Annotated in this window: 19 protein-coding genes; 14 read left to right on the forward strand and 5 right to left on the reverse strand. The window is 44.2% G+C overall.

The window, feature by feature from the left end:
- Window positions 1-11 precede the first annotated feature (11 nt).
- On the forward strand, window positions 12-530 hold the full coding sequence (locus NSS92_RS16090; RefSeq protein ID WP_039182196.1) for a YwhD family protein: 519 nt from the start codon (window positions 12-14) through the stop codon (window positions 528-530).
- Window positions 531-654: 124 nt separating this feature from the next.
- Here the strand turns inward: NSS92_RS16090 and NSS92_RS16095 are convergent, their stop codons facing one another.
- The gene (locus tag NSS92_RS16095; protein WP_340869226.1) at window positions 655-2,724 is read right to left on the reverse strand and encodes a transglycosylase domain-containing protein; all 2,070 of its coding nucleotides are present in this window, start codon (window positions 2,722-2,724) and stop codon (window positions 655-657) included.
- A 226-nt stretch (window positions 2,725-2,950) separates the two neighbouring features.
- On the opposite strand from NSS92_RS16095, the gene speE reads away from it, so the two are divergent.
- The 5 genes from speE (at window position 2,951) to argS (ending at window position 7,366) form a co-directional block, all read left to right on the forward strand.
- On the forward strand, window positions 2,951-3,781 hold the full coding sequence (gene speE / locus NSS92_RS16100) for a spermidine synthase (RefSeq protein ID WP_025093862.1): 831 nt from the start codon (window positions 2,951-2,953) through the stop codon (window positions 3,779-3,781).
- A 69-nt stretch (window positions 3,782-3,850) separates the two neighbouring features.
- The gene (gene speB / locus NSS92_RS16105) at window positions 3,851-4,723 is read left to right on the forward strand and encodes an agmatinase (RefSeq protein ID WP_267586849.1); all 873 of its coding nucleotides are present in this window, start codon (window positions 3,851-3,853) and stop codon (window positions 4,721-4,723) included.
- 78 nt (window positions 4,724-4,801) lie between these two features.
- A complete protein-coding gene (locus NSS92_RS16110; RefSeq protein WP_267586848.1) occupies window positions 4,802-5,149 on the forward strand; it encodes a hypothetical protein in 348 nt (115 codons plus the stop codon).
- A 124-nt stretch (window positions 5,150-5,273) separates the two neighbouring features.
- Window positions 5,274-5,696 (forward strand): DUF1934 domain-containing protein, encoded by a 423-nt coding sequence (locus NSS92_RS16115; protein ID WP_003215400.1) that lies wholly within the window; start codon window positions 5,274-5,276, stop codon window positions 5,694-5,696.
- Window positions 5,693-7,366, forward strand: a complete 1,674-nt coding sequence (gene argS / locus NSS92_RS16120) for an arginine--tRNA ligase (RefSeq protein WP_267586846.1) — start codon at window positions 5,693-5,695, stop codon at window positions 7,364-7,366. The genes NSS92_RS16115 and argS overlap by 4 nt, the downstream gene beginning before the upstream one ends.
- Before the next feature lie 285 nt (window positions 7,367-7,651).
- On the opposite strand, the gene NSS92_RS16125 is transcribed toward argS, so the two are convergent.
- A complete protein-coding gene (locus NSS92_RS16125; protein WP_340869231.1) occupies window positions 7,652-8,623 on the reverse strand; it encodes a S66 family peptidase in 972 nt (323 codons plus the stop codon).
- 137 nt (window positions 8,624-8,760) lie between these two features.
- Here NSS92_RS16125 and cls (NSS92_RS16130) point away from each other — a divergent pair, with 137 nt between their 5' ends.
- The 3 genes from cls (NSS92_RS16130) to NSS92_RS16140 all read left to right on the forward strand — a co-directional run bounded on the left by cls (NSS92_RS16130) (window position 8,761) and on the right by NSS92_RS16140 (window position 13,367).
- Entirely contained in the window at window positions 8,761-10,278 is a 1,518-nt protein-coding gene (cls, locus tag NSS92_RS16130) for a cardiolipin synthase (RefSeq protein ID WP_445661645.1), read from the forward strand.
- Between the two features lie 105 nt (window positions 10,279-10,383).
- Window positions 10,384-12,099, forward strand: a complete 1,716-nt coding sequence (locus tag NSS92_RS16135; RefSeq protein WP_340869235.1) for an ABC transporter ATP-binding protein — start codon at window positions 10,384-10,386, stop codon at window positions 12,097-12,099.
- A gap of 269 nt (window positions 12,100-12,368) precedes the next feature.
- Window positions 12,369-13,367, forward strand: a complete 999-nt coding sequence (locus NSS92_RS16140) for a S66 family peptidase (RefSeq protein WP_340869237.1) — start codon at window positions 12,369-12,371, stop codon at window positions 13,365-13,367.
- A 29-nt stretch (window positions 13,368-13,396) separates the two neighbouring features.
- On the opposite strand, the gene NSS92_RS16145 is transcribed toward NSS92_RS16140, so the two are convergent.
- The 3 genes from NSS92_RS16145 to cls (NSS92_RS16155) form a co-directional block, all read right to left on the reverse strand.
- A complete protein-coding gene (locus NSS92_RS16145) occupies window positions 13,397-13,651 on the reverse strand; it encodes a general stress protein (RefSeq protein ID WP_073207741.1) in 255 nt (84 codons plus the stop codon).
- Window positions 13,652-13,724: 73 nt separating this feature from the next.
- Complete coding sequence (gene uvsE, locus NSS92_RS16150; protein ID WP_340869243.1) at window positions 13,725-14,687, reverse strand: UV DNA damage repair endonuclease UvsE; 963 nt, start codon at window positions 14,685-14,687, stop codon at window positions 13,725-13,727.
- A 12-nt stretch (window positions 14,688-14,699) separates the two neighbouring features.
- On the reverse strand, window positions 14,700-15,896 hold the full coding sequence (gene cls / locus NSS92_RS16155; RefSeq protein ID WP_267586839.1) for a cardiolipin synthase: 1,197 nt from the start codon (window positions 15,894-15,896) through the stop codon (window positions 14,700-14,702).
- A 142-nt stretch (window positions 15,897-16,038) separates the two neighbouring features.
- On the opposite strand from cls (NSS92_RS16155), the gene NSS92_RS16160 reads away from it, so the two are divergent.
- The 5 genes from NSS92_RS16160 to NSS92_RS16180 all read left to right on the forward strand — a co-directional run bounded on the left by NSS92_RS16160 (window position 16,039) and on the right by NSS92_RS16180 (window position 22,593).
- Window positions 16,039-18,150 (forward strand): heterodisulfide reductase-related iron-sulfur binding cluster, encoded by a 2,112-nt coding sequence (locus tag NSS92_RS16160; protein ID WP_340869246.1) that lies wholly within the window; start codon window positions 16,039-16,041, stop codon window positions 18,148-18,150.
- 103 nt (window positions 18,151-18,253) lie between these two features.
- On the forward strand, window positions 18,254-19,429 hold the full coding sequence (locus NSS92_RS16165; RefSeq protein ID WP_340869248.1) for an acetyl-CoA C-acetyltransferase: 1,176 nt from the start codon (window positions 18,254-18,256) through the stop codon (window positions 19,427-19,429).
- Window positions 19,430-19,446: 17 nt separating this feature from the next.
- Complete coding sequence (locus tag NSS92_RS16170; RefSeq protein ID WP_340869250.1) at window positions 19,447-20,310, forward strand: 3-hydroxybutyryl-CoA dehydrogenase; 864 nt, start codon at window positions 19,447-19,449, stop codon at window positions 20,308-20,310.
- A gap of 11 nt (window positions 20,311-20,321) precedes the next feature.
- Window positions 20,322-21,434: an acyl-CoA dehydrogenase family protein gene (locus NSS92_RS16175; protein ID WP_340869252.1), complete on the forward strand. Its 1,113-nt coding sequence runs from the start codon at window positions 20,322-20,324 to the stop codon at window positions 21,432-21,434.
- Between the two features lie 16 nt (window positions 21,435-21,450).
- Window positions 21,451-22,593, forward strand: a complete 1,143-nt coding sequence (locus NSS92_RS16180; protein WP_340869254.1) for an acyl-CoA dehydrogenase — start codon at window positions 21,451-21,453, stop codon at window positions 22,591-22,593.
- Window positions 22,594-22,625 lie beyond the last annotated feature (32 nt).

Here is a 22,625-nt window from a genome sequence, read left to right on the forward strand (position 1 = left end):
AGGTTTAAAGAATGGAAGGTAAAAAGAAGAAACCAATTGGTTTTAACATCATTAAAAAAACAGATGCAACCGACGGACATGGAGGCTTTGGGGCAGGCGCTCTCAGTCTTGATAATATCTCGCCAGTCATCATTGATGTAGAGGAAAAGGAAGCTGTCATTGATATTGGTGCTATGCATGCAAGAAGTGCCGTCGAAAAAGGAATTAAATTTTTGAAAACAAAAGAAGAAGTGCCGAACGGAAAACCGTATTGGCTCGTATGGGTGACGATTGACCGCAGAGAAGAAGGTCCTTATTATGCAGGTGTGACAGCTTGTGAAATGACCGTTGACCGTTCGATCCGCCGCGGGTATAAGTCACTTCCAGAGCATGTGAATTTAATGGATAAATCGATGAAGCGAAAAATCGTCGTTAGTCATATGGATGACGTATCCAAAAAGGTGCTGGCTGATTTCTTGAAGGGGCATAATGAAGCGCTATGGGACGCATCTACAGATGAATTAAAAGAAGGATTGGCTGTCCCTGAATAATTGTGAAATTTTTGTGAAGATTGGCGGATGTCTACCAATTCCATCCGTTTTTTGAGTAAACTGGTGTTAAAGCTAGGACATGGAGAATCCCGAGAAGCAGGTCTCGGGGTTTTTCATGTCTTTTTTAACGTTTCAGCCACTTTTCCCACCATTTCTTTGGCTTTTGATCTTGAACAGGTTCCTGCTCAGATGCTTTGTCCTCAGCACCATAGCAGACACTTGTCGGCTCCGTTCCTTCTATAAAATAGGTGAATACCTTTGATTCACATCCTGGGCCTGCGAGATCTCCGGTTTTTGGATTGATATATACCCCTTTGACACCGTCAGGCGGCATGAAGGAGGAGGCTGGCTGCTTCGAGAGGGCTGATTCCATAAAGGAAGCCCATATTTTTTTCGCATAGGCTGTTTCTTCGACTGAGTCAATGGTGCGGCCTTTATCATAGCCTGTCCACACACCTGTGACGAGCTGGGGAGAGAAGCCGATCATCCAGCTGTCGGCTCCTGTTGTCCCGGATTTTCCTCCGTATGTTCTTGTAAGGTCCTTCATAATGGTGCGGCCAGTGACACTTGTATAGCCGTTTAATTGATCATTGAACATTCCTGACATCATGTCGGTGGTGACAAATGCTGCTTTTTCATCTAGGATTTGTTCTCGTTTTTGTTTCTCTTCAAAAAGCACATTGCCTTTTGCGTCGGTTACTTTCGTAATAAAGGTTGGCTTGACGCGTTTTCCGCCATTGACCAGCATGGCGTAAGCATTGGTCATTTCAATTGGTTTCACAGGAGACGTGCCTAGGGCAAGAGATGGTACTTGATCTAGTTTTTCCTTGATTCCAAATGTCTTGCCAGCACGTACAAGCTGCTCCATTCCTAAAAATAGATGGGTTTTCACAGCGTAAATATTATCAGACAGCGCTAAAGCTTGAAGCATTGTAATGCCGTCATTGGCGTAATAGCCGTGATAATTGCTTGGTGAATAAGCGGCACCGCTGCCTTGATCATCCAGTTCAAAAACCGTTTCCTCACTGCGCATGACGGTTGCGGGTGTAAACCCGTTTTGCAAGGCAATGTAATAGAGAAGGGGTTTCATGGTTGAACCGGGCTGTCTTTTTGCTTGTGTCACCCGATTGAATGGACTTTTCTCATAATCTCTCCCGCCTATGAGGGCGAGTACATGCCCTGTTTGGGGATGGATGGCAGTAAAGCCGATTTGGATATCTGATTTGGAATTCATCGTGTTTTTTAACGTCTTTTCTGCGATTTTCTGTAATTCTGGATTGAGGGTCGTTTGGATATGAAGCCCATAGGTTTCAATCTGTTCCTCTGTTAACCCCAAGCTTTGTTTCAACTCTCGAATCACATCGTCATAAAAATACGGGGCTTGCTTTGCTTGCAGCTGCTTCTCTTGCAAAGGGCGATAGGACAGTTTTTCTTTCGCAGCATTATCGGCTGCTTTTTTCGTAATCATGCCATCCTCTTGCATTTGTCTTAAAATCATATTCTTTCTTGCGCTGGCTTTCTCCTCATTCACATAAGGGGAATAGAGAGAAGGCCCTTTTGGGATACCGGCAAGCAGGGCAGATTCAGCGAGGGTTAAATTTTTCGCTTTTTTCCCGAAATACAGACGGGACGCTGCTTCCACGCCGTACGCTCCGTGACCATAATAAATGGTGTTCAAGTATCCTTCTAAAATCTCATCTTTTGTATAGTTTTGTTCTAAACGAATCGTGTAAAAGGCTTCATTCCACTTCCGCTTCCACGTTTTATCATGATCTAAATAAAGGTTTCGTGCATATTGCTGGGTGATCGTGCTGGCACCTTGTACCTTAGCCATGGCACGAATATCGGCCACCGCAGCACCTGCCATCCGTTTCACATCAAAGCCATGATGCTCATAAAAGGTTTTATCCTCAACAGCGACAACTGCCTGTCTGATATGAGGAGACATCTCCTTTAACGGCACCCAATATCTCTTTTCTCCAAAGCTGGATTCTCCAAGCTTTGAGCCATCGGCTGCATAAATGGTCGTGGATTGGGGAACTTGAACAGAAGGGGCACCTTGCCATTTGGCAAGTAAAAGAATCGTCAAAAAGACGGTACCTGCAAATAGAAAAGTGAGCAAGCCGATAAAAAAACAGGCTCGAATCGTTTTCACGGTCATGCGGATTTTTTTATTACTCATGATTGTGTCCATGCAAAGCCCCCATTTTGACGGTTTTTTATCAGTATGGAACAAAGAAAACTGTTTTAAACAAGCGATTGCAGGGAGCGAGATTTAAAAATGAAGAGAACTCATGCGGTTCTTTACAATTTGATATGAATCCACTATACTTTTTTCTTGGACAATCGATATCGTCATAGCCGATAAAAGGCGCTAACAATAGATGTTTGTTTATTATTGGATGAGAGGAAGATGAACAATGAGCGAACTTTGGTATACAGAGAAGCAGACGAAGAATTTTGGTATTACATTGAAGGTGAACAAAACCCTTCACACAGAACAAACAGACTTTCAGCATTTAGAAATGGTGGAAACAGAAGAGTTTGGCAATATGCTGTTTTTAGACGGTATGGTGATGACATCTGAGAAAGATGAGTTTGTATACCACGAAATGGTGGCACATGTTCCTCTTTTCACTCATCCAAACCCGGAAAATGTTCTTGTCGTAGGCGGAGGAGACGGCGGTGTCATTCGTGAGATCCTCAAACACCCAAGTGTGAAAAAAGCGACACTTGTTGATATTGACGGAAAGGTCATCGAATACTCGAAGAAATTCCTTCCTTCTATTGCTGGAAAACTAGACGATCCTCGTGTAGATGTCAAAGTCGGAGACGGTTTTATGCACATTGCTGAAGCTGACAACGAGTATGATGTGATCATGGTGGACTCAACTGAGCCAGTTGGACCAGCCGTGAACCTGTTCTCTAAAGGATTTTACGCAGGAATCGCAAAAGCACTCAAAGAAGACGGTATTTTCGTTGCACAAACGGACAACCCTTGGTTCACACCTGAGCTGATTACAAATGTACAGCGTGATGTAAAAGAAATTTTCCCAATTACGAAGCTTTACACAGCGAATATTCCAACGTATCCAAGCGGTCTTTGGACATTCACCATCGGTTCTAAAAAATATGATCCACTTGCTGTAGAAGACAGCCGTTTCTTTGATATTGAGACGAAATATTACACAAAAGAATTGCACAAAGCGGCATTCGTTCTGCCGAAATTTGTGAGCGACTTAATCAAATAAATCAAGCGAAATGGAAATGCGCAAATGACGGTTTGCGCATTTTTTGAAGCGTAAAAGGAGGAATCTTGCATGAGATTCGACGAGGCTTATTCAGGAAAAGTGTTTATTGGAAGTCAGCCGACATGGGAAGATGCAAAGGTCATTTTATACGGCATGCCGATGGACTGGACAGTTAGTTACCGCCCAGGTTCACGTTTCGGTCCGAACCGCATTCGTGAAGTATCGATCGGTTTAGAGGAATACAGCCCTTATTTAGATCGTGAGCTGCATGAGGTGCCATTCTTTGATGCGGGTGACATCCCACTTCCTTTTGGGAATGCACAAAAGAGCTTAGATTTAATTGAAGAGTATGTCGACAGCATTTTAGAAAAAGGGAAGTTTCCATTAGGAATGGGCGGCGAGCATCTCGTGTCTTGGCCGGTTTTCCGTGCGATGTATAAGAAATACCCTGATTTGGCCATCATCCATATGGACGCACATACGGATCTTCGTGAGGAATATGAGGGTGAGCCGCTTTCACATTCAACACCGATTCGTAAAGCTGCAGGGCTTATTGGACCTGAAAATGTATTTTCATTCGGTATCCGTTCTGGAATGAAAGAAGAATTTGAATGGGCAAAAGAAGCGGGTATGCACATTTCTAAATTTGAAGTACTGGAGCCATTGAAGCAAGTATTGCCAAAGCTAAAAGGGCGTCCAGTGTATGTGACGATCGACATTGATGTACTTGACCCAGCTCATGCACCTGGTACAGGAACGGTAGATGCTGGCGGTATTACATCAAAAGAGCTGCTTGCATCCATTCATGCAATTGCAGGATCTGACGTCCAAGTAGTCGGGGCAGACCTTGTCGAGGTAGCACCTGTATATGATCACTCTGACCAAACAGCGAATACCGCGAGTAAGCTTTTACGCGAAATGCTGCTTGGGTTTGTGAAATAATCAGTTGATAGAGGAGCTTGTCATCTCATGTGGACAAGCTCTTTTTTTACATTGGTCAAAAAATAAAGGAGGCAGCTCATGTTTTCGTCAATATTGATGGTGGTCCTCGCTTTATGTGTGTTAGGGGCAGGCTTTCTCACACTGAAACGAGAGCTCGCAGCTAATCCGCCTGTTTTTGCTTCGAAAAAGGAAGCAAAGGAAGAAATGCTGGGGCTGTTTCACGATCGAGGCTTTTTCTATCTGACGGCCATTGCGTTATTCATGCAGGTGGTATTTAAAAAGGATCAAATCGCACCATTTGCTTTTTTTCAGGCATTTTTGGCAAGTTCAGGCATACAGGCTCTTTTTTACTTAATGAAAAGAAAAGACTTAGGCGTAAAGGCTGGACTTGTCGTATTGGTCAGTTTCATTTTTCTTTTTTTCTAAAGGCATGGCTGAAGATGAAAAACGAAGTTTAATCGCCGTGAAGAAGAGAAATGATGGTATGATAGGCGATCATGATTATGGTATACTATTTTAGTTAAACGGGTCTTAGCAAAGGAAGTGCAAAATGACACAAAACCAAATTTCAATTCATGTAAAGTCAGTGATGAAACCAGAGACGGAGCCGGCTGAAACGATCGAATTCCGCACGACTGGAACGTATCAAGAGAAGAATGACAAAACGTATCTCACTTACCATGAAGAACATGAAATGGGTCAAGTAAAAACCGTTGTGAAAATGAGTGAAAAAGAAATTTTTGTCATGAGATCAGGGGCTATTCAAATGAAGCAGCGCTTTCTTATTGGAGAAACGACCGTCACACATTACACAATGCCATTCGGTACACTTCAGTTAGATGTGCACACACATGGTATTGACCTCGATGTGGACAAGGGACTGCTGCACATTACGTACGATATGCTGACAGGAGAAGATCAAAAGCATTTACATACATTATCGATTTCGTATAAGGAGGATTTACGTTCATGAATATCGCAGAACAGGTCAAAGATGCGTTAAAAGAAGAAATCATTGCGGCAGTTGTCAAAGCAGGACTTGCCGATGAAAGCCAGGTGCCAGATGTCCTTTTAGAAGTGCCGAAAGACAAAACTCACGGTGATTACTCGACCAACATGGCGATGCAGCTTGCCCGCATTGCAAAAAAAGCACCTCGTCAAATCGCAGAGGACATCGTCAATGCGTTTGATAAAGGGAAAGCTTCCATTGAAAAACTGGATATCGCAGGTCCAGGGTTCATTAACTTTTATATGAACAATCAGTATTTAACAAAGCTCATTCCAGCTGTCCTTGAGGCAAAAGAAGCTTATGGCGAAACGAATACAGGCGGCGGTCAAAAGGTGCAAGTCGAATTCGTCTCAGCCAACCCAACAGGTGACCTTCACCTAGGACATGCCCGCGGAGCAGCTGTAGGAGATTCCCTTTGCAACATCCTTGATAAAGCAGGGTTCGATGTGAGCCGTGAATACTATATCAACGATGCAGGGAATCAAATCAATAACCTCGCTTTATCTGTCGAAGTACGTTATTTTGAGGCACTCGGTCTTGAAAAAGAAATGCCTGAAGACGGCTACAGAGGAGAAGACATCAAAGGCATCGGACAAAAGCTTGCGGATGAATTTGGTGACCGTTTTGTTCATGAGCCGGAAGAAGAGCGTATGATGTTCTTCCGTGAATACGGATTGAAATACGAATTAGAGAAATTACGTGTAGACCTTGAGAATTTCCGTGTGCCATTTGATGTATGGTATTCAGAAACCTCTTTATATGAAAACGGAAAAATCGAACCAGCGCTGGAAACACTTCGCGCTAAAGGCTATGTTTTTGAAGAAGACGGCGCAACATGGCTGCGTTCAACTGATTTTGGTGATGACAAGGACCGTGTGCTGATTAAAAAAGACGGCAGCTTCACTTACCTGCTTCCAGACATCGCATATCATAAAGACAAATTGGACAGAGGCTTTGACCAGCTCATTAACATTTGGGGAGCGGACCATCACGGCTATATCCCTCGAATGAAAGCGGCGATTCAAGCACTTGGATATCCAGCTGACAAGCTTGAAGTAGAAATCATTCAGCTTGTGCATCTTTACAAAAACGGTGAAAAGATGAAGATGAGTAAGCGTACAGGAAAAGCCGTCACAATGCGTGATCTGATTGAAGAAGTCGGCTTAGATGCGACTCGTTATTTCTTTGCAATGAGAAGTGCGGCGACACATATGGACTTTGACCTAGACTTAGCCATTTCTACGTCTAACGAAAACCCTGTGTACTATGCACAATATGCGCATGCGAGAATTTGCAGCATGCTGCGTCAAGGTGAAGAAAAAGGCTACGAACCAAATCTTGAAAAAGCCGATTTCTCTCACATTCAATCGGAAAAAGAATACGATCTTCTGAAAATCATTGGCAGCTTCCCAGAAGTTGTAGCAGAAGCAGCTGAAAAGCGTATTCCGCACCGCGTGACGAACTATATTTATGACCTTGCATCAGCCCTTCACAGCTTCTACAATGCCGAGAAGGTCATTGATGTAGAAAACGAAACAAAAACAACAGCACGTCTTTCACTCATGAAAGCAACACAAATCACGCTTGCTAATGCATTGAAATTAATTGGTGTATCGGCTCCGGAGAAGATGTAATGAAATGAAAGAAAGCCCCACTCTATTGGATGAGTGGGGCTTTTTCATATAAAAAACCCGCTATCCTCAAGAGACAGCAGGTTTCGAAAATTAACCAAGCGTATTAATAATGTTAGAGATAGAATCGAATAATTGGCTAAGTACATCAGAAAACATATTTTTGCCTCCTCTCTTTTCTTTTTACATCTACTTAACGAAGGGGATGGAGGGTTGGATCACTTTTTCTAAAAAAATTATTTTAAAGAAAAAAAGCACCGCATATTCGGGGTGCTTTTTTGCCTTTAGTTATGAATAAATGCGCAGCTTCACGTCTCCATTTGTACACGCTAGCTGAACGTTTCCACCAATCGGGAAGGTGAAGACTGGCTGTGTATGTCCGATATCGACATCGTAAATCACAGGGATGTGTTTGAGCATTGGGTGCTTATCTAGGATGAATCTTAAATGTTCCTCTGTCATCTTGGATGTTTTCTGAAAGCGTCCGATGATCAGCCCTTTGATTGATTGTGCATGCTGCAAGAGGGAGGTAAGGTCTCTGGCGAACGTTTCAGGGAACACCAACTCATCATCCTCCACAAATAAGATGGCATCCTTTACATTCGGCATAAACGATGTCCCTTGCAGTAAGTTCAGTGTACAAAGGTTTCCGCCAAACAAGGCGCCTTCAGCTGTTCCTTCCTGATAGATTTTCCATTTCGTCGGATGAAACTGCCTGTTCGCTTGATCGAGATACCATGCGTCATCACTCCATTTTGTTGAAGGAATCACATCAAACGGTTCGCCGCCGTTCATCAAGCAAGCTTGAAACATAGCGGTCTGCTCCTCCTGTCCCTGCTCCATTTGAAAGCTTGAGAAATGGGGGCCTGAGTATGTCACCATTTCACATTTGGCTGTGATGGCGCTTGCGAGTGAAGTGATATCACTATAGCCGCAAAGGACTTTAGGATGCTGTCGGATCAAGTCGTAATCAATATAAGGCAAAAGCTCATTACAGTTAAAGCCCCCAATAGCTGTCAAAATACCATCGACCTCATCATCTTTGAACGCCTTATGCAGATCAGACAAGCGGTGTTCAATAGACGATGAGGAATGAAGGTCACATTCAAACACGTGCTGTCCAAAAGAGACAGTGAAGCCTAAAGACTCCAGACGTTTTTTCGCTTGAGAAATTCCTTCTTTTGATAAAATGCTGGCACTTCGGCTTGGGGCAATGACACGAATATGGCCGCCTTTTTTTAAAGGAGAGGGTGTATGCATAAACAAATCTTCCTTTCCATCACATATTTCTCCATTATATCGGATCAAATAGCGCAAGTCTGTAAAGGCTAGGAAAAAGGAATGGGTCGTGCGTTTCATACAAGCTGTGCAAAGGGTATGGAAGAGAAAAAGACAGAATGAGGGCGGAGAATGTGAAAAAGAGAAGACTGGAATTTTTATTTTTATATTTTATGATATTCGGGGCATATGTGGTGTATTGGTGGTCTGTGCCGGCGTGGAGCGTTCAGCTGTACGCAGCGATTTATATCGCCATTATTTTATTTAGTATCATCTCACTCATGCTGGAGAACCGTACATCACAGCACACGTTGTTATGGATATATGTGTTGATTTTTTTCCCGATCATTGGCTATATGTTCTATCTGTTCTCAGGGCAGCTCTATGTAAAGGGTCATTTATTCAAATCAAAGAGAATGTATAACCGTGAAAAATTAAGAAGAATCTCTGAGCTTGAGAGCAAGCCGGATGAATCACGTTTAACCGATAATCAGCGTGCTTTTTTTCAGTACACAGAAAAAGCAACAGGCATGCATGTGAACACAAATAGTGATATGGAGATTTTAAAAAATGGGGAGGAGACGTTTCCCCGGATTTTTGAAGAGTTAAAAAAGGCAAAATCGTTCATTCATATAGAATATTATATGTTCAAATCCGATTTCCTCGGCCACCGGATGATGGAGATTTTGATTGAAAAAGTGAAAGAAGGGGTAGAGGTCCGCTTTATATATGATGCGGCAGGCAGCATCCGCTTCTCCCGAAAAGATATTAGACGCTTGAAGCAGGCAGGGGTCAAGGTCGCTCCTTTTCTGCCTTTAAAATATGGATTCTTTAATCAAAAATTCAATTTCCGAAATCACCGGAAAATCGTCATTATTGATGGAGAGACAGGGTTTGTCGGGGGGTTAAATGTCGGCAAGGAGTACGTAGGGAGGGATGAAAAGATCGGCTTTTGGCGTGATACGCATGCCATGTTAAAGGGTGAGGCTGTTCAGACCCTTCACTCCGTTTTTATGCTGGACTGGGAGTATGTATCAGATGAAGTATTAATTGATGATCCGAGATATCATACGCCGCATTCTGTGACAGGCGAGGATGTCATTCAGGTTGTACCAACTGGACCTGATATGAAAGAAAGTATGAGTGATTTATATGATGCCCTCATTTCTAATGCGACACAATTTGTCTGGATTGCCACACCTTACTTTGTACCAAACGAATCGATTCGCACTGCGCTCAAAATCGCTGCCACAAGAGGGGTGGATGTGCGGGTGATGGTACCGGAGATCAATGACGGTTTTCTCACGCAATATGCCACACGATCCTATTTTTCTGAGCTTCTAAAAGAGGGCATCAAGGTGTATCACTACCAAAAAGGGTTTATGCATCAAAAGGTGATGATCGCAGATGGAGAACTCGCCTCTGTCGGCACCGCGAATGTCGATATGAGAAGCTTTCAGCTCAATTTTGAGGTCAATGTCTTTACAGCCGCCAAAAAGCCAATTGAGCAATTAATGGCCCACTATGAGGAAGATATGAAGGAATGTGAGCAAATGGGTCCTGTTCATTTTTATAAAAGAGGCTTAAAAGAGCGGTTGAAAGAATCATTTGCCCGGTTGTTTTCTGGCGTATTATGAGGATTTCCAGTCAAAGAAATCATTTCCTGATCTAGTATTTTGAAGAGGATTCCTCTATAATTGAAAATGATTATCAATTATAGAGGAAATGAGGTTCTTTTACATATGCTAAAACGCTTTTTCACCTATTACAGGCCCTATCGCGGTCTGTTCTTTTTAGATTTCTTTTGCGCTGTTGCAGTTGGACTGATGGAACTAGGTTTCCCGCTGATCGTGAACTACTTCATTGATACATTATTACCAACAGGGAACTGGACGGTCATTGCCTGGACCGCACTTGTTCTGTTTATCATTTATGCACTCAGCTCGGTTATGCAGTTTATTGTGTCGTACTGGGGGCACATGCTTGGCATCAATATTGAAACAGATATGAGGAAGAAGCTGTTTGATCATTTTCAGCGTCTCTCATTTAAGTTCTTTGACAACAACAAAACGGGTAAGCTTATGTCTCGGATGACAAATGACCTCATGTACATTGGTGAGGTGGCTCATCACGGACCTGAGGATTTGTTTATTGCGATTATGACGATTCTCGGTGCCTTTGCTGTCATGCTGATGATTAACTGGCAGCTTGCTATTTTAACCTTCTTGATCATGCCTGTCATCATCTGGCTTGCCCTTCATTTTAATAAGAAAATGACGCAGGCGATTACACAGCTGAACAATGACATTGGAGACTTTCACGCAAGGGTTGAAAACAATATTGGCGGCATTCGTCTTGTTCAAGCCTTTGCCAACGAACATTTCGAGAAAAAGCGTTTTGCTGAAAACAACAACCGCTTTCGGAAAGCGAAGCTTCTTTCATATAAAATCATGTCGGTCAATGGCTCAATCAGTTACATTCTCACACGTCTTGTGACACTGTTTGTCCTTCTGGCAGGGACATGGTTTGTTCTGCAGGGTCAATTAACGGCAGGTGGATTTATCGCGTTTGTTCTGATTACAAACGTCTTATTCAGACCGATTGATAAGATTAACACAGTGATTGAAATGTATCCGAAAGGAATTGCGGGCTTTAAAAGCTATGTCGACTTACTTGAAACAGAGCCAGATGTGAAGGATACAGAGGGAGCTCGTGATGTATTCGGACTGAAAGGTGAAATTGAATATCGAAACGTGACATTCGGCTACGATGAGCACAGCCATGTGTTAAAGGACATCGATTTGAAGATCAAACAAGGAGAAACTGTTGCGTTTGTCGGGCCTTCAGGAGCCGGGAAATCGACGATTTGCAGCCTGCTGCCACGTTTTTATGATGTGGATAAAGGGGACATTACGATTGATGGAGTGAGTACAAAATCGATGACCCTGTCTTCTTTAAGACAGCAGATCGGCATTGTGCAGCAGGATGTCTTTTTATTCTCAGGCACCATTCGTGAAAACATTGCGTACGGCAACCTAGAAGCCAGCGATGCGGAGATTTGGGAGGCTGTACGGCGTGCGCATTTAGAGGAACTCGTTCAGCGTTTCCCAGAAGGATTAAATACAGTCATAGGCGAGCGCGGCGTCAAATTGTCAGGCGGTCAAAAGCAGCGCCTGTCGATTGCGAGGATGTTCCTAAAAAATCCTTCGATTCTTATTTTAGATGAAGCCACATCAGCGCTTGATACAGAAACAGAAAAAGCCATACAAGATGCACTGAGCGAACTGGCTGTCGGCAGGACAACACTCGTCATTGCCCACCGCCTGGCAACAATTAAACACGCCGACCGTATCATCGTCGTGACAGAGGAAGGCATCCAAGAACAAGGCCGCCACCAAGACCTCATCCAAATGGGCGGCGTGTACAGCAGACTGCATGAAGCGCAGTTTGGTCATTAAAGAGAGAAAGCCCTTTTGATAAAGGGCTCAGCGTGTAGACAAACTCTCGCATTCTTTGTCAGTCCTGCGCGCTGGTGCTCACGAATGTTCAATTCGCTCCGAGCCAGTGCTCGTCCTTCCTAGACTTCAAAGGTTTTCTATCACGCTGAAAAGAAGACAAAGGGCTAAAATAAAAATCATTTTAGCCCTTTGTCAACAATCTGAGCCCTTTTGATAAAGGGCTTTTTTTGTTAGGATAGAAAAAATACGTGTAGGAAGGATCTGATGGAATGAAGGGGCTTCGGCGATTACAAAAGGGCGATAAAATCGGTATATTTTCACCTTCTAGTCCTGCATCAGCCACCTCGCCTCTTAGGTATCAGCGGGCGAAGAAGTGGCTTGAGCAAAAAGGATTCATTGTGGTTCCAGGATCATTAACAGGGAAAGAGGATCACTACCGTTCAGGCACAATTCAAGAACGAGCAGATGAGCTGAATGAGCTGATGGCTAGAAAGGACTTGGCGTGCATCATGTCAATGATTGGCGGAACGAATTCAAATAGTTTACTGCCTTATCTTGATTTTGAGCTGCTGAAACAACATCCGAAAATCATGATCGGTTATTCAGATGCGACAGCAATTCTTCTAGCGGCTTACGAAAAAACGGGACTGCCTGTTTTCTACGGGCCGGCGCTTGTTCCTTCTTTTGGCGAGTTTGAACCGTTTGTTAATTATACATATCAGTCATTTGAGGACATCCTGATGTCCCATCAAACCATTCCTTATCAGATTGAAATACCGCCTTTTTGGACAGATGAACGAATCAATTGGGAAGAAAAGACGCGTGACAAAAAACAGCGTCCGAATGATTGGCTGTGCGTCATAGAGGGACAGGCAGAAGGCAGATTGATCGGCGGGAACTTGAATGCGATGTACGGCATATGGGGAAGTGAGTTCATGCCAGCCGTGAAAAACGGAGACATCCTTCTCATTGAAGATTGTATGAAAACCGCGTCAGTTGTAGAAAAGAACTTCTCTTTATTGAAAGTAAATGGAGTGTTTGAACGGGTATCAGGGATTCTTTTAGGAAAACATGAGCTGTTTGATGATGAAGGAACGGACAAAGAACCTTACGAGATTTTACTTGAGGTGCTCGGAGAGACAAAAAGACCGCTCATCGCTGATTTTGACTGTGCCCATACGCACCCAATGCTTACGATGCCAATCGGGGCACAAGTGAAAATGGATGCTGCTTCTAAACAAGTTTGGTTAACTAAAGAGTGGATATAAGAAAAAGAGCAGCCTATGGCTGCTCTTCTTTATGAAACCGTCTCTTTTTCAAACGGCTGAAGGAGATCTTGCGCTTTTTTCCCCTCTACGACAATTAAGTAGTCAGATTCTAAATGAGTGAGCCTGAAGGTTTCAAGCTCTACGATGTTCTTAATGCTGCACATTGTTTTTTTAGAATACACATATAAACGATGCTGAGCCTGCTGGCATTTTTCATAAAGAGAAATAAGCTTATGTAAATTCAACGCTTTCGCAGCGATTCGGATTGAATAGATTTGAGACATCTTCATATCCTCCTGTTAATTACTTTCTCACAATAGCTTTGTTACCCCCATTTGCACAAAGGTAAACCTTTCTCTATGTTTTCCACTCAATGGTTCCCCCGCCCGTTCGCCGATTGCCCCTTATCGCAGACAGTTCTTCGACTAGACGGAGCAGAGCCTGATCCTTTAATTTTGCTTCAATCATAAAATCTACATCACGACCATACGGTTTTAATGCTTGAAAAAGCGGTAAGACAAAGTTCATATCTACTCCATCTGCATGACTGCGTATCGCTTTTTCTGATTTAGGTGAAGACAAATGGATTTTGGGCGGAATGCCAGTGTTTGTCCAAGTGTCGAACATTCTTGGCAGAATGTCATCGAGTACGGCGTCGTCATCTTTATTTGCCACGTGATGATGGTAATCAAAAACAAACGGAATGTCATGCTTTTCACATACACCAAGCGTTTCGAGCGACGTATATGTTTTGTCATCGTTCTCAAGTGTCATTCTCGCCTTAATATGAGGTGGAAGCTGTTTGATATTTTCATCAAAGCGTTGAAGAGCCGATTCTTTATCGCCGTACGCCCCGCCTACATGAATGTTCATGTAGCCTTCCTTCTCGAGCTTCATCGCCTCAAGCATCTGATAATGGTACGTCATATCGATGACGGCATTTTCTGTAATCGAAGGTTTTGGGCTGGTAAACAAGGTGAATTGATTGGGGTGAAAGCTCACCCGTAAGCCGTGCCGTTTCACCAGCTTGCCTATCTCAAGAAATTCTTTGTGAAAAGGTGTCACGAAGTCCCAGCGCACCTCGGGATGGGTCGCGAGCGGGACGATCGAGCTTGAAAAACGGTAAAGCGGGATATCATGAGCAATGGCGAAATAAAGCGTTCTTAATGTATTCACGAGATTGGCCTTCGTTGTTCGCAATAAAGCCTCTTTTCTTTCTTCCTTAGAGAGCTTGCTGTATCTAGCAAAGGTCAGCGACTTGGCAGGAGAAGCTTCCCACAAGGTGACGGCATTAGATACATAACCAAATCGATAACGCATAGGTCATCTCCTTTATAAAAAATACGAGAACATGGCGGCAACCCACTCAAGCGGCCGTGTGAAAAGCGGGCGCTTTGACATTGTTTCTTCTGTCAGGATCTCAGATACTTCCATATGTTCCCGAATCTTTTCCTCTACGTGTGCAGTAAAGGCGGGATCATCAATGGCCACATCTACTTCTTCGTTTAAAAACAAGCTGCGTTTATCAAAATTCGCGGTACTGATCATACAGCGGCTGCGATCAATCAAAATGGCTTTCGAATGATAAAATCCTTTATAAAAACGATAAACAAGGCATCCAGAGGCAATGAGGTCCTTCAAATAATGAAAGCCAGCCTCTTTGACAAGTGGATGATCCGCCTTCATTGGAATCATGATTTCAACTGTGACGCCCCGCTTTCGTGCATCAAGCAGCGCCTTCAGAAGAGGGGCTGATGGAATAAAATAAGGCGTACAGATGATGATCTGTTTCCTCGCCTGCTGAATATCTTGGAGAAATAAAGCTTCTAAAGAAAAACCAGCAGTCGCGCGTGTTGTGCATTGTAATGTTCCCGGTTCCAATGCAGGGAAAACCTCATATTGCAGCTGATGAATGCCAGACGACCGGTACAAATCATTCAGAAACACATGCTGGAGATCTGCGACAACCTGTCCAGTCATCCGCAAATGATAATCCTTCCAAATGCCAAACCGGCCTTTCTTCCCAACATATTCATCGCCTATATTAAATCCGCCAATATAGCCAATCTTCCCATCAATCACCGTGATTTTACGGTGATTTCTCATGTTTAAACGATAAATCAAAAAAGGAAAACGAGGCTTATTTAAAAAGTAAAATTGAATGCCGCTTCTTTCTAGCATGTCAATCGCCTTTTGATCAAACGGATAGGAGCCCAATCGGTCGGTCAGCAAAAAGACGGAAACTCCTTGCTCCGCTTTGGCTTTCAATGCTTGTAAGACCCTTTGACCAATCTTGTCGTTCTTTACAATAAAGAACATCATATGAATAGAAGAAGAGGCTTGCTGTATATCGGTAAGCAGCTGATCGAAAAATGGTTCGCCATCATGATAAAAGGCGGCATCGCCGCTTGTTTGGTCAAAAGACCGTTCAAATGCGTGAGTAGAAAAATATTTTTTTCCCATATAAAGGTCTAACAGTACGAGCAAAACGATGGCAATGAGTACGAGTAGGATGATCAATGCGATCATGAAACTTCCTCCTTTTTTGCATATTTCAATAGTGTACCCAAACGTGTAAAAAATATTGACTGAATACTCATTCATTATTTATGATAGAGGTACAACATGGAAACGGAACAAAGAGGGTTTGGGGAATGAAAGGGGGAGCAAGATGAATAGCCTTTTAATCATCAACTTGATCGCATTTGCGGCGGTGACCGCTTACGCTGTGTATTTGTTTGTTTATCTCATTCGTACACGAGCCGCTTATATTCGTCTTGGTAAAAAAGAAGAGTTTCAACAAGACATGAAGAAACGCTTAGAACGAGTTTGGGTCAACGTATTTGGGCAAAAGAAGCTGTTAAAGGACAAGAAGAGCGGCATCATTCATGTGCTGTTTTTCTACGGATTTATCCTTGTACAGTTTGGAGCTCTTGATTTTATTCTGAAGGGGCTTATTCCAGACAGCGGGCTTCCTTTAGGTCCACTGTACGGCGTCTTTACGTTTTTCCAAGAGATTGTCACACTTCTCATTTTAGTGGCCGTTGTATGGGCGTTCCATAGAAGATACGTGGAGAAGCTTGTCCGTTTAAAACGAGGCTTCAAATCGGGTCTAGTGCTTTTATTTATTGGCGGCTTAATGCTGACAGTCTTACTAGGGAACGGCATGAACATCATCTGGCATGGACACTCTCTATCACCGACTGAGCCAATCGCTTCTGGTATTGCTTTCTTGCTGGGCGGAATTTCACCTCTTGCGGCTGCGATTGTTTTTTATGCCGCATGGTGGGTGCATCTTCTTATTTTGCTGACATTCTTAGTATATGTTCCACAGTCAAAGCACGCCCATCTGATTGCAGGGCCTGTGAACGTATTTGTCAGCAGATTAGACCCGCCGGGCAAGCTGCAAAAAATCGATTTTGAAGATGAGACACAAGAGACCTTCGGTGTGGGAAAAATTGAAGACTTCCGTCAGTCTCAGCTCATCGATCTTTACGCCTGTGTGGAATGCGGGCGCTGCACGAATATGTGCCCGGCAACAGGGACAGGGAAGATGCTGTCTCCGATGGATTTGATTTTAAGGTTAAGAGATCATTTAACCAATAAAGGGGCCGCTATTACATCAAAGACACCTTGGGTCCCTCAGCTTGCCTTCAAGCAGACAACAGGAAACCAGCTGGCACTGCAGGCGAGAGGAGCAGGTGCCGAAGAGTCGGCTGCCAGTTCTATATATCATCCTTCTCTTATTGGAGAGGTCATTACAGAAGAAGAAATCTGGGCATGTACGACGTGCCGAAATTGTGAAGACCAATGCCCTGTCATGAATGAACACGTTGATAAGATTATTGATATGCGCAGATATCTTGTGCTGACCGAAGGAAAAATGGACGCGGATGCACAGCGTGCCATGACAAGCATTGAGCGCCAAGGGAACCCGTGGGGATTGAACCGGAAAGAAAGAGAAAATTGGCGTGAACTGAGAGAAGATGTGCATGTGCCGACAGTGAAAGAGCTGAAAAAAGCAGACCAAAGCTTTGATTATTTATTCTGGGTTGGGTCAATGGGGGCATATGACAATCGAAGCCAAAAGATTGCACTTGCTTTTGCAAAGCTCCTCAATGAAGCGGGAGTATCCTTTGCCATCCTAGGCAATAAAGAGAAAAACTCAGGCGATACGCCAAGAAGACTCGGAAACGAATTTTTATTCCAAGAGCTTGCTGCAAAAAACATTGAAGAATTCCAGAAAAACGGCGTCACAAAGATCGTCACGATTGATCCACACGCCTACAACTTATTTAAAAATGAATATCCAGACTTCGGACTTGAGGCAGAAGTGTACCATCATACAGAATTATTGGCAGAGTTAGTGAAAGAAGGGAAAATAACGCCTGTACATGAAGTGAACGAGGTGATTACTTTCCACGACTCTTGCTACCTAGGCAGATATAACGAAGTGTACGACCCGCCAAGAGACATTTTAAAAGCCATTCCTGGTGTGACGCTGAAAGAGATGGAGCGCAACCGTGAAACTGGTATGTGCTGCGGTGCAGGCGGGGGCTTAATGTGGATGGAAGAAGAGACGGGTACCCGGATTAACACTGCACGAACGGAGCAGGCGTTACAGGTCCAGCCGTCCATCATCAGCTCAGGGTGTCCTTATTGCTTAACGATGCTGGGAGATGGGACGAAGGCGAAGGAAGTAGAGGAGCAGGTAGGCACGTTTGATGTCGCAGAACTTCTTGAAAAATCAGTGTTTGGTGAGCCTGGAAAGCAGGTGTCATAAACATGACAGGCCGATGAATTGGATGTTCATCGGCTTATACATGGCGCTGTTTCATCAGCTGCCTAAATGATATGTAAGCGGTAACAAACAGGGAGGGGCATACATGAGTACGACGGTCATTGTATCTGGAGCAAGAACACCTTTTGGAAAACTAGGCGGCGCTCTCAGTGGTTTGACGGCCGCAGAACTAGGCGGTATAGCGATCAAGGCTGCACTGGAAAGAGTTTCGGGTTCTCATGAAATAGATGAGGTCATTATGGGAAGTGTTTTACAAGGAGGGCAAGGGCAGATTCCTTCAAGGCAAGCAGCAAGATATGCTGATCTTCCTTGGTCTGTTCCAACACAAACCATTAATAAAGTCTGTGCATCAGGAATGCGCAGTGTGACCGCAGCAGATCAAATCATTCGAGCCGGAGATGCTGAGGTCATCGCGGCGGGCGGTATGGAATCCATGTCTCAAGCTCCTTATCTGCTAAAAAAAGCGCGATGGGGCTACAAAATGGGAGATGGTGCAGTACAAGATGCGATGATTTTAGATGGGTTAACCTGTTCGTTTACAGGCGTTCATATGGGTGAGTATGGAAGTGTGGCTGCAAAGGAGCTCGGCATCACGCGCGAAGAGCAAGATCTGTGGGCACTAAGAAGTCATGAACGGGCCATCGAAGCGCAAAAAAACGGCTTTTTTCAACATGAAATCACCCCCGTCACCGTCAAAACAAAAACGGGAGAACGGCTGATCACAGAAGATGAATCTCCGCGGCGTGATACGTCATATGAACGGCTGTCAAAGCTCATGCCTGTTTTTGATCAGAAGGGTACCATCACCGCTGGAAATGCACCAGGTGTCAATGATGGTGCAAGTGCGCTTCTTTTAATGAAAGACACGTATGCTGTGCAGCATGGCGTAAAGCCAATGGCAGTCGTTCTCGGTCATGCTCAGGTTGCTGTAGAGGCGAAGGATTTCCCGAAAACACCAGCCTTTGCCATCGAGAAGCTTTTAAAGAAAACAGGAAAGCGCCTAGAGGATATCGATTTGTTTGAAATCAATGAGGCCTTTTCAGCTGTGGCTCTGGCATGTGAAAAAATAACCGGGATCGACAGGCGGAAAATGAATATCAACGGAGGGGCTGTCGCACTCGGTCATCCGATTGGGGCAAGCGGAACACGCGTGATATTGACATTGATTCATGCATTAAGACAAAGAGGCGGAGGCATTGGCATTGCAGCGATTTGCAGTGGAGGCGGTCAAGGAGATGCCATCATGATAAAGGTAGATTAAAAGGGAGGCGTTTATTGATGAGTATAGAAGAGACCGTTATGGTCGTTGGGGCTGGTCAAATGGGATCAGGCATTGCCCAAGTGTTTGCTCAGTCAGGCTATACAGTCCTGCTCCATGATGTATCAGAAAAGCAGATTCATCGAGCGATTTCCTCCATGACCAAACAACTGACGAAGCGGGCAGAAAAAGGAAAGCTGGCACATCAGGCAGTCCGAGATATTACGCAGCGGCTTGCCGTTTCCACAGATTTAAAAGACATGCAGCAGGCTCATTTAGTCATAGAAGCCGCATCAGAACAAATGAGTGTGAAAAAACAAATATTTGAAACACTTGATCAATTTGCAGAGGCGGAGGCAATATTTGCGACAAACACGTCTTCCTTGTCGATCACAGAATTAGCAGCTGTGACGAGCAGACCGGAGAAAGTGATTGGTATGCATTTTATGAATCCGGTTCCTGTCATGCAACTGGTTGAAGTCATTCGAGCGCTGCAAACGAGTGATGACACATATCAAGTTGTTTATGAAACAGCGAAGACATTAAACAAAACCCCAATTGAAGTGGAAGATTTCCCAGGGTTTGTATCAAATCGTATATTGATGCCAATGATCAATGAAGCCATTTACACCCTATATGAAGGCGTAGCAGATGCAGAAAGCATTGATGGTGTCATGACACTTGGGATGAATCACCCAATGGGGCCGCTTCGTCTAGCTGATTTCATCGGACTGGATACATGTTTATTTATTATGAATACCCTTCACGAGGGACTTGGAGACAGCAAATACCGACCTTGTCCTCTTTTGAAAAAATACGTGAATGCAGGCTGGCTGGGCAAAAAGACAAAGAGAGGTTTTTACACATACCACGACCACTCATAGGGGGAGTCAAGATGGATGTTTTGCTTACGGATCAACAGCGTCTCTGGAGAGAACAGACAGCAGAATTTGCACGCCAGCGTATATTCCCTGAAGTAGAAGCCATGGAACAAGGCCGGTTTCCAAAAACCCTTTTAAGTGAAATGGGGCGGCAAGGCTATCTTGGGATTCCAATACCAGCTTCGTATCAAGGCTTAGGAGCAGATTTTACAACGTATATCATCGCAATCCATGAATTATCGAAAGTGAGTGCGACCATCGGTGTCATTGTGTCCGTTCATACATCTGTTGTGACGATGCCTATTTTGACTTTTGGAACGAAGGAACAAAAAGAATCTTATGTCCCGCTGCTTGCATCAGGAGAGAAGCTGGGAGCCTTTTGTCTGACTGAACCAAAGGCTGGATCAGATGCCTCCAGTATCCAGTTAAGAGCAGAGCGGATGGGCGGCGATTATGTATTAAATGGGACAAAAATCTTTATCACAAGCGGCGGAGAAGCAGAGCTATATCTTGTCTTTGCGGTGACCGATCCGGCTTCTGCGAGAAAAAATATATCGGCGTTCATTGTCGAGAAAGATACGCCGGGATTTACGATTGGAAAAGATGAGAAGAAGATGGGGCTTCACGGTTCAAAAACAGTCACGCTTCATTTTGATGACGTGCGGATTCCAAAGCATCAGCTGCTCGGTGCAGAAGGAGAAGGCTTTCAAATTGCCATGTCTAGCTTAAATGCAGGGAGAATCGGAATTGCGGCTCAAAGCCTTGGCATTGCAGAAGCCTCTTTAACCGAGGCAGTGACCTATTTAAAGCAGCATCCAGCAGGTCTTGAAACGACCATTCGACTGGGCGATTTGGCGGCGAAGCTTGAGGCGGCCAAACTGCTCGTCTATCAAGCGGCTTCTTTCAAAGAGGCAAATCGTCCGGTCACAAAGGAAGCATCAATGGCAAAGCTATTTGCGTCAAAAACAGCGGTGGAAATCGGTACAGAAGCGATCCATTTGCTGGGCATGGATGGTTATACGAATCGTTATCAAGCAGAACGTTACTTTCGTGATGCGAAAATTTGTGAAATCTATGAAGGAACAAGTGAAATTCAAAGGCTGGTCATCTGTAAACAGCTAATATGAAACGAGGTGGCTCATGATGCAGTTCCAATTAAGTGATGAACATGAAATGATTCAAAAAATGGTGAGAGACTTTGCGAAAAATGAAGTGGAGCCAACAGCAGCAGAGCGAGACGAAACAGAGACATATGACCCATCTATTTTTCGCAAAATGGCGGAGCTCGGTTTAACGGGTATCCCTTGGCCGGAAGAAGCGGGCGGAATCGGCAGTGACTATTTAGCCTACGTCATAGCAGTTGAGGAGCTTTCAAGAGTGTGCGCCTCTACAGGTGTCACCCTGTCCGCTCATACATCTCTTGCTTCATGGCCAATCTATACATTCGGAACAGATGAACAAAAAGAGACTTATTTAAAGCCGCTTGCAGAAGGGCGGAAGATAGGAGCATATGCGCTCACCGAGAGCGGTTCTGGTTCAGATGCTGGCGGAATGAAAACAACGGCCGTCAAGGCAGGCAGTGAATACGTCCTGAACGGGGCGAAAATCTTTATTACAAATGGAGGCATTGCAGATTATTATATTGTGTTTGCCGTAACAGACCAAGAAGCTTCGTCTCGAAATACAACTGCTTTCATTGTAGAAAAAGAGACACCTGGTTTTTCCGTTGGCAAAAAGGAAAGCAAACTGGGCATACGTTCATCGCCAACAACGGAAATTCGATTTGAAGATTGCCGAATTCATGAAAGGAACCGGCTTGGTCAAGAAGGAGAAGGGTTCAAAATAGCCATGATGACACTCGATGGCGGAAGAAACGGCATTGCTGCACAGGCGGTAGGGATTGCTCAAGGCGCTCTTGATGCGGCGGTTCAGTATGCTAAGGAGCGTAAACAATTTGGCAAACCAATCATTCAGCAGCAAGGGATCGCCTTTAAGCTGGCTGATATGGCAACAGCGATTGAAGCATCAAGGCTGCTTACTTACCAAGCGGCATGGCTCGAAACGAAAGGCCTCCCGTATGGAAAGGAATCAGCCATGTCCAAGCTCTTTGCTGGTGATACAGCGATGAAGGTGACGACAGAAGCGGTTCAAATCTTCGGCGGGTACGGCTACACAAAGGATTACCCAGTCGAACGATACATGCGTGATGCGAAAATCACTCAAATTTATGAAGGAACTCAGGAAATTCAGCGCCTGGTTATCTCACGGAAACTGCTAGATATGTAGAAAACAAGCAAAGACCGCCTGAACGTGAGGTG

It is taken from the genome of Bacillus sp. FSL M8-0166, assembly GCF_038008825.1.
Classification (GTDB): Bacteria; Bacillota; Bacilli; order Bacillales; family Bacillaceae; genus Bacillus; species Bacillus safensis.

Excerpts from the sequence above, each read along its gene's own strand:
- NSS92_RS16135 (WP_340869235.1), top strand. The coding sequence starts at position 10,384 with ATGCTAAAACGCTTTTTCACCTATTACAGGCCCTATCGCGGTCTGTTC.
- NSS92_RS16180 (WP_340869254.1), top strand. The coding sequence starts at position 21,451 with ATGCAGTTCCAATTAAGTGATGAACATGAAATGATTCAAAAAATGGTG.
- NSS92_RS16175 (WP_340869252.1), top strand. The coding sequence starts at position 20,322 with ATGGATGTTTTGCTTACGGATCAACAGCGTCTCTGGAGAGAACAGACA.
- cls (WP_445661645.1), top strand. The coding sequence starts at position 8,761 with ATGAGGGCGGAGAATGTGAAAAAGAGAAGACTGGAATTTTTATTTTTA.
- cls (WP_267586839.1), bottom strand. The coding sequence starts at position 15,896 with ATGATCGCATTGATCATCCTACTCGTACTCATTGCCATCGTTTTGCTC.
- argS (WP_267586846.1), top strand. The coding sequence starts at position 5,693 with ATGAATATCGCAGAACAGGTCAAAGATGCGTTAAAAGAAGAAATCATT.
- NSS92_RS16170 (WP_340869250.1), top strand. The coding sequence starts at position 19,447 with ATGAGTATAGAAGAGACCGTTATGGTCGTTGGGGCTGGTCAAATGGGA.
- NSS92_RS16095 (WP_340869226.1), bottom strand. The coding sequence starts at position 2,724 with ATGGACACAATCATGAGTAATAAAAAAATCCGCATGACCGTGAAAACG.
- NSS92_RS16140 (WP_340869237.1), top strand. The coding sequence starts at position 12,369 with ATGAAGGGGCTTCGGCGATTACAAAAGGGCGATAAAATCGGTATATTT.
- NSS92_RS16090 (WP_039182196.1), top strand. The coding sequence starts at position 12 with ATGGAAGGTAAAAAGAAGAAACCAATTGGTTTTAACATCATTAAAAAA.
- uvsE (WP_340869243.1), bottom strand. The coding sequence starts at position 14,687 with ATGCGTTATCGATTTGGTTATGTATCTAATGCCGTCACCTTGTGGGAA.
- speE (WP_025093862.1), top strand. The coding sequence starts at position 2,951 with ATGAGCGAACTTTGGTATACAGAGAAGCAGACGAAGAATTTTGGTATT.
- NSS92_RS16110 (WP_267586848.1), top strand. The coding sequence starts at position 4,802 with ATGTTTTCGTCAATATTGATGGTGGTCCTCGCTTTATGTGTGTTAGGG.
- NSS92_RS16160 (WP_340869246.1), top strand. The coding sequence starts at position 16,039 with ATGAATAGCCTTTTAATCATCAACTTGATCGCATTTGCGGCGGTGACC.
- speB (WP_267586849.1), top strand. The coding sequence starts at position 3,851 with ATGAGATTCGACGAGGCTTATTCAGGAAAAGTGTTTATTGGAAGTCAG.
- NSS92_RS16145 (WP_073207741.1), bottom strand. The coding sequence starts at position 13,651 with ATGTCTCAAATCTATTCAATCCGAATCGCTGCGAAAGCGTTGAATTTA.
- NSS92_RS16115 (WP_003215400.1), top strand. The coding sequence starts at position 5,274 with ATGACACAAAACCAAATTTCAATTCATGTAAAGTCAGTGATGAAACCA.
- NSS92_RS16125 (WP_340869231.1), bottom strand. The coding sequence starts at position 8,623 with ATGCATACACCCTCTCCTTTAAAAAAAGGCGGCCATATTCGTGTCATT.
- NSS92_RS16165 (WP_340869248.1), top strand. The coding sequence starts at position 18,254 with ATGAGTACGACGGTCATTGTATCTGGAGCAAGAACACCTTTTGGAAAA.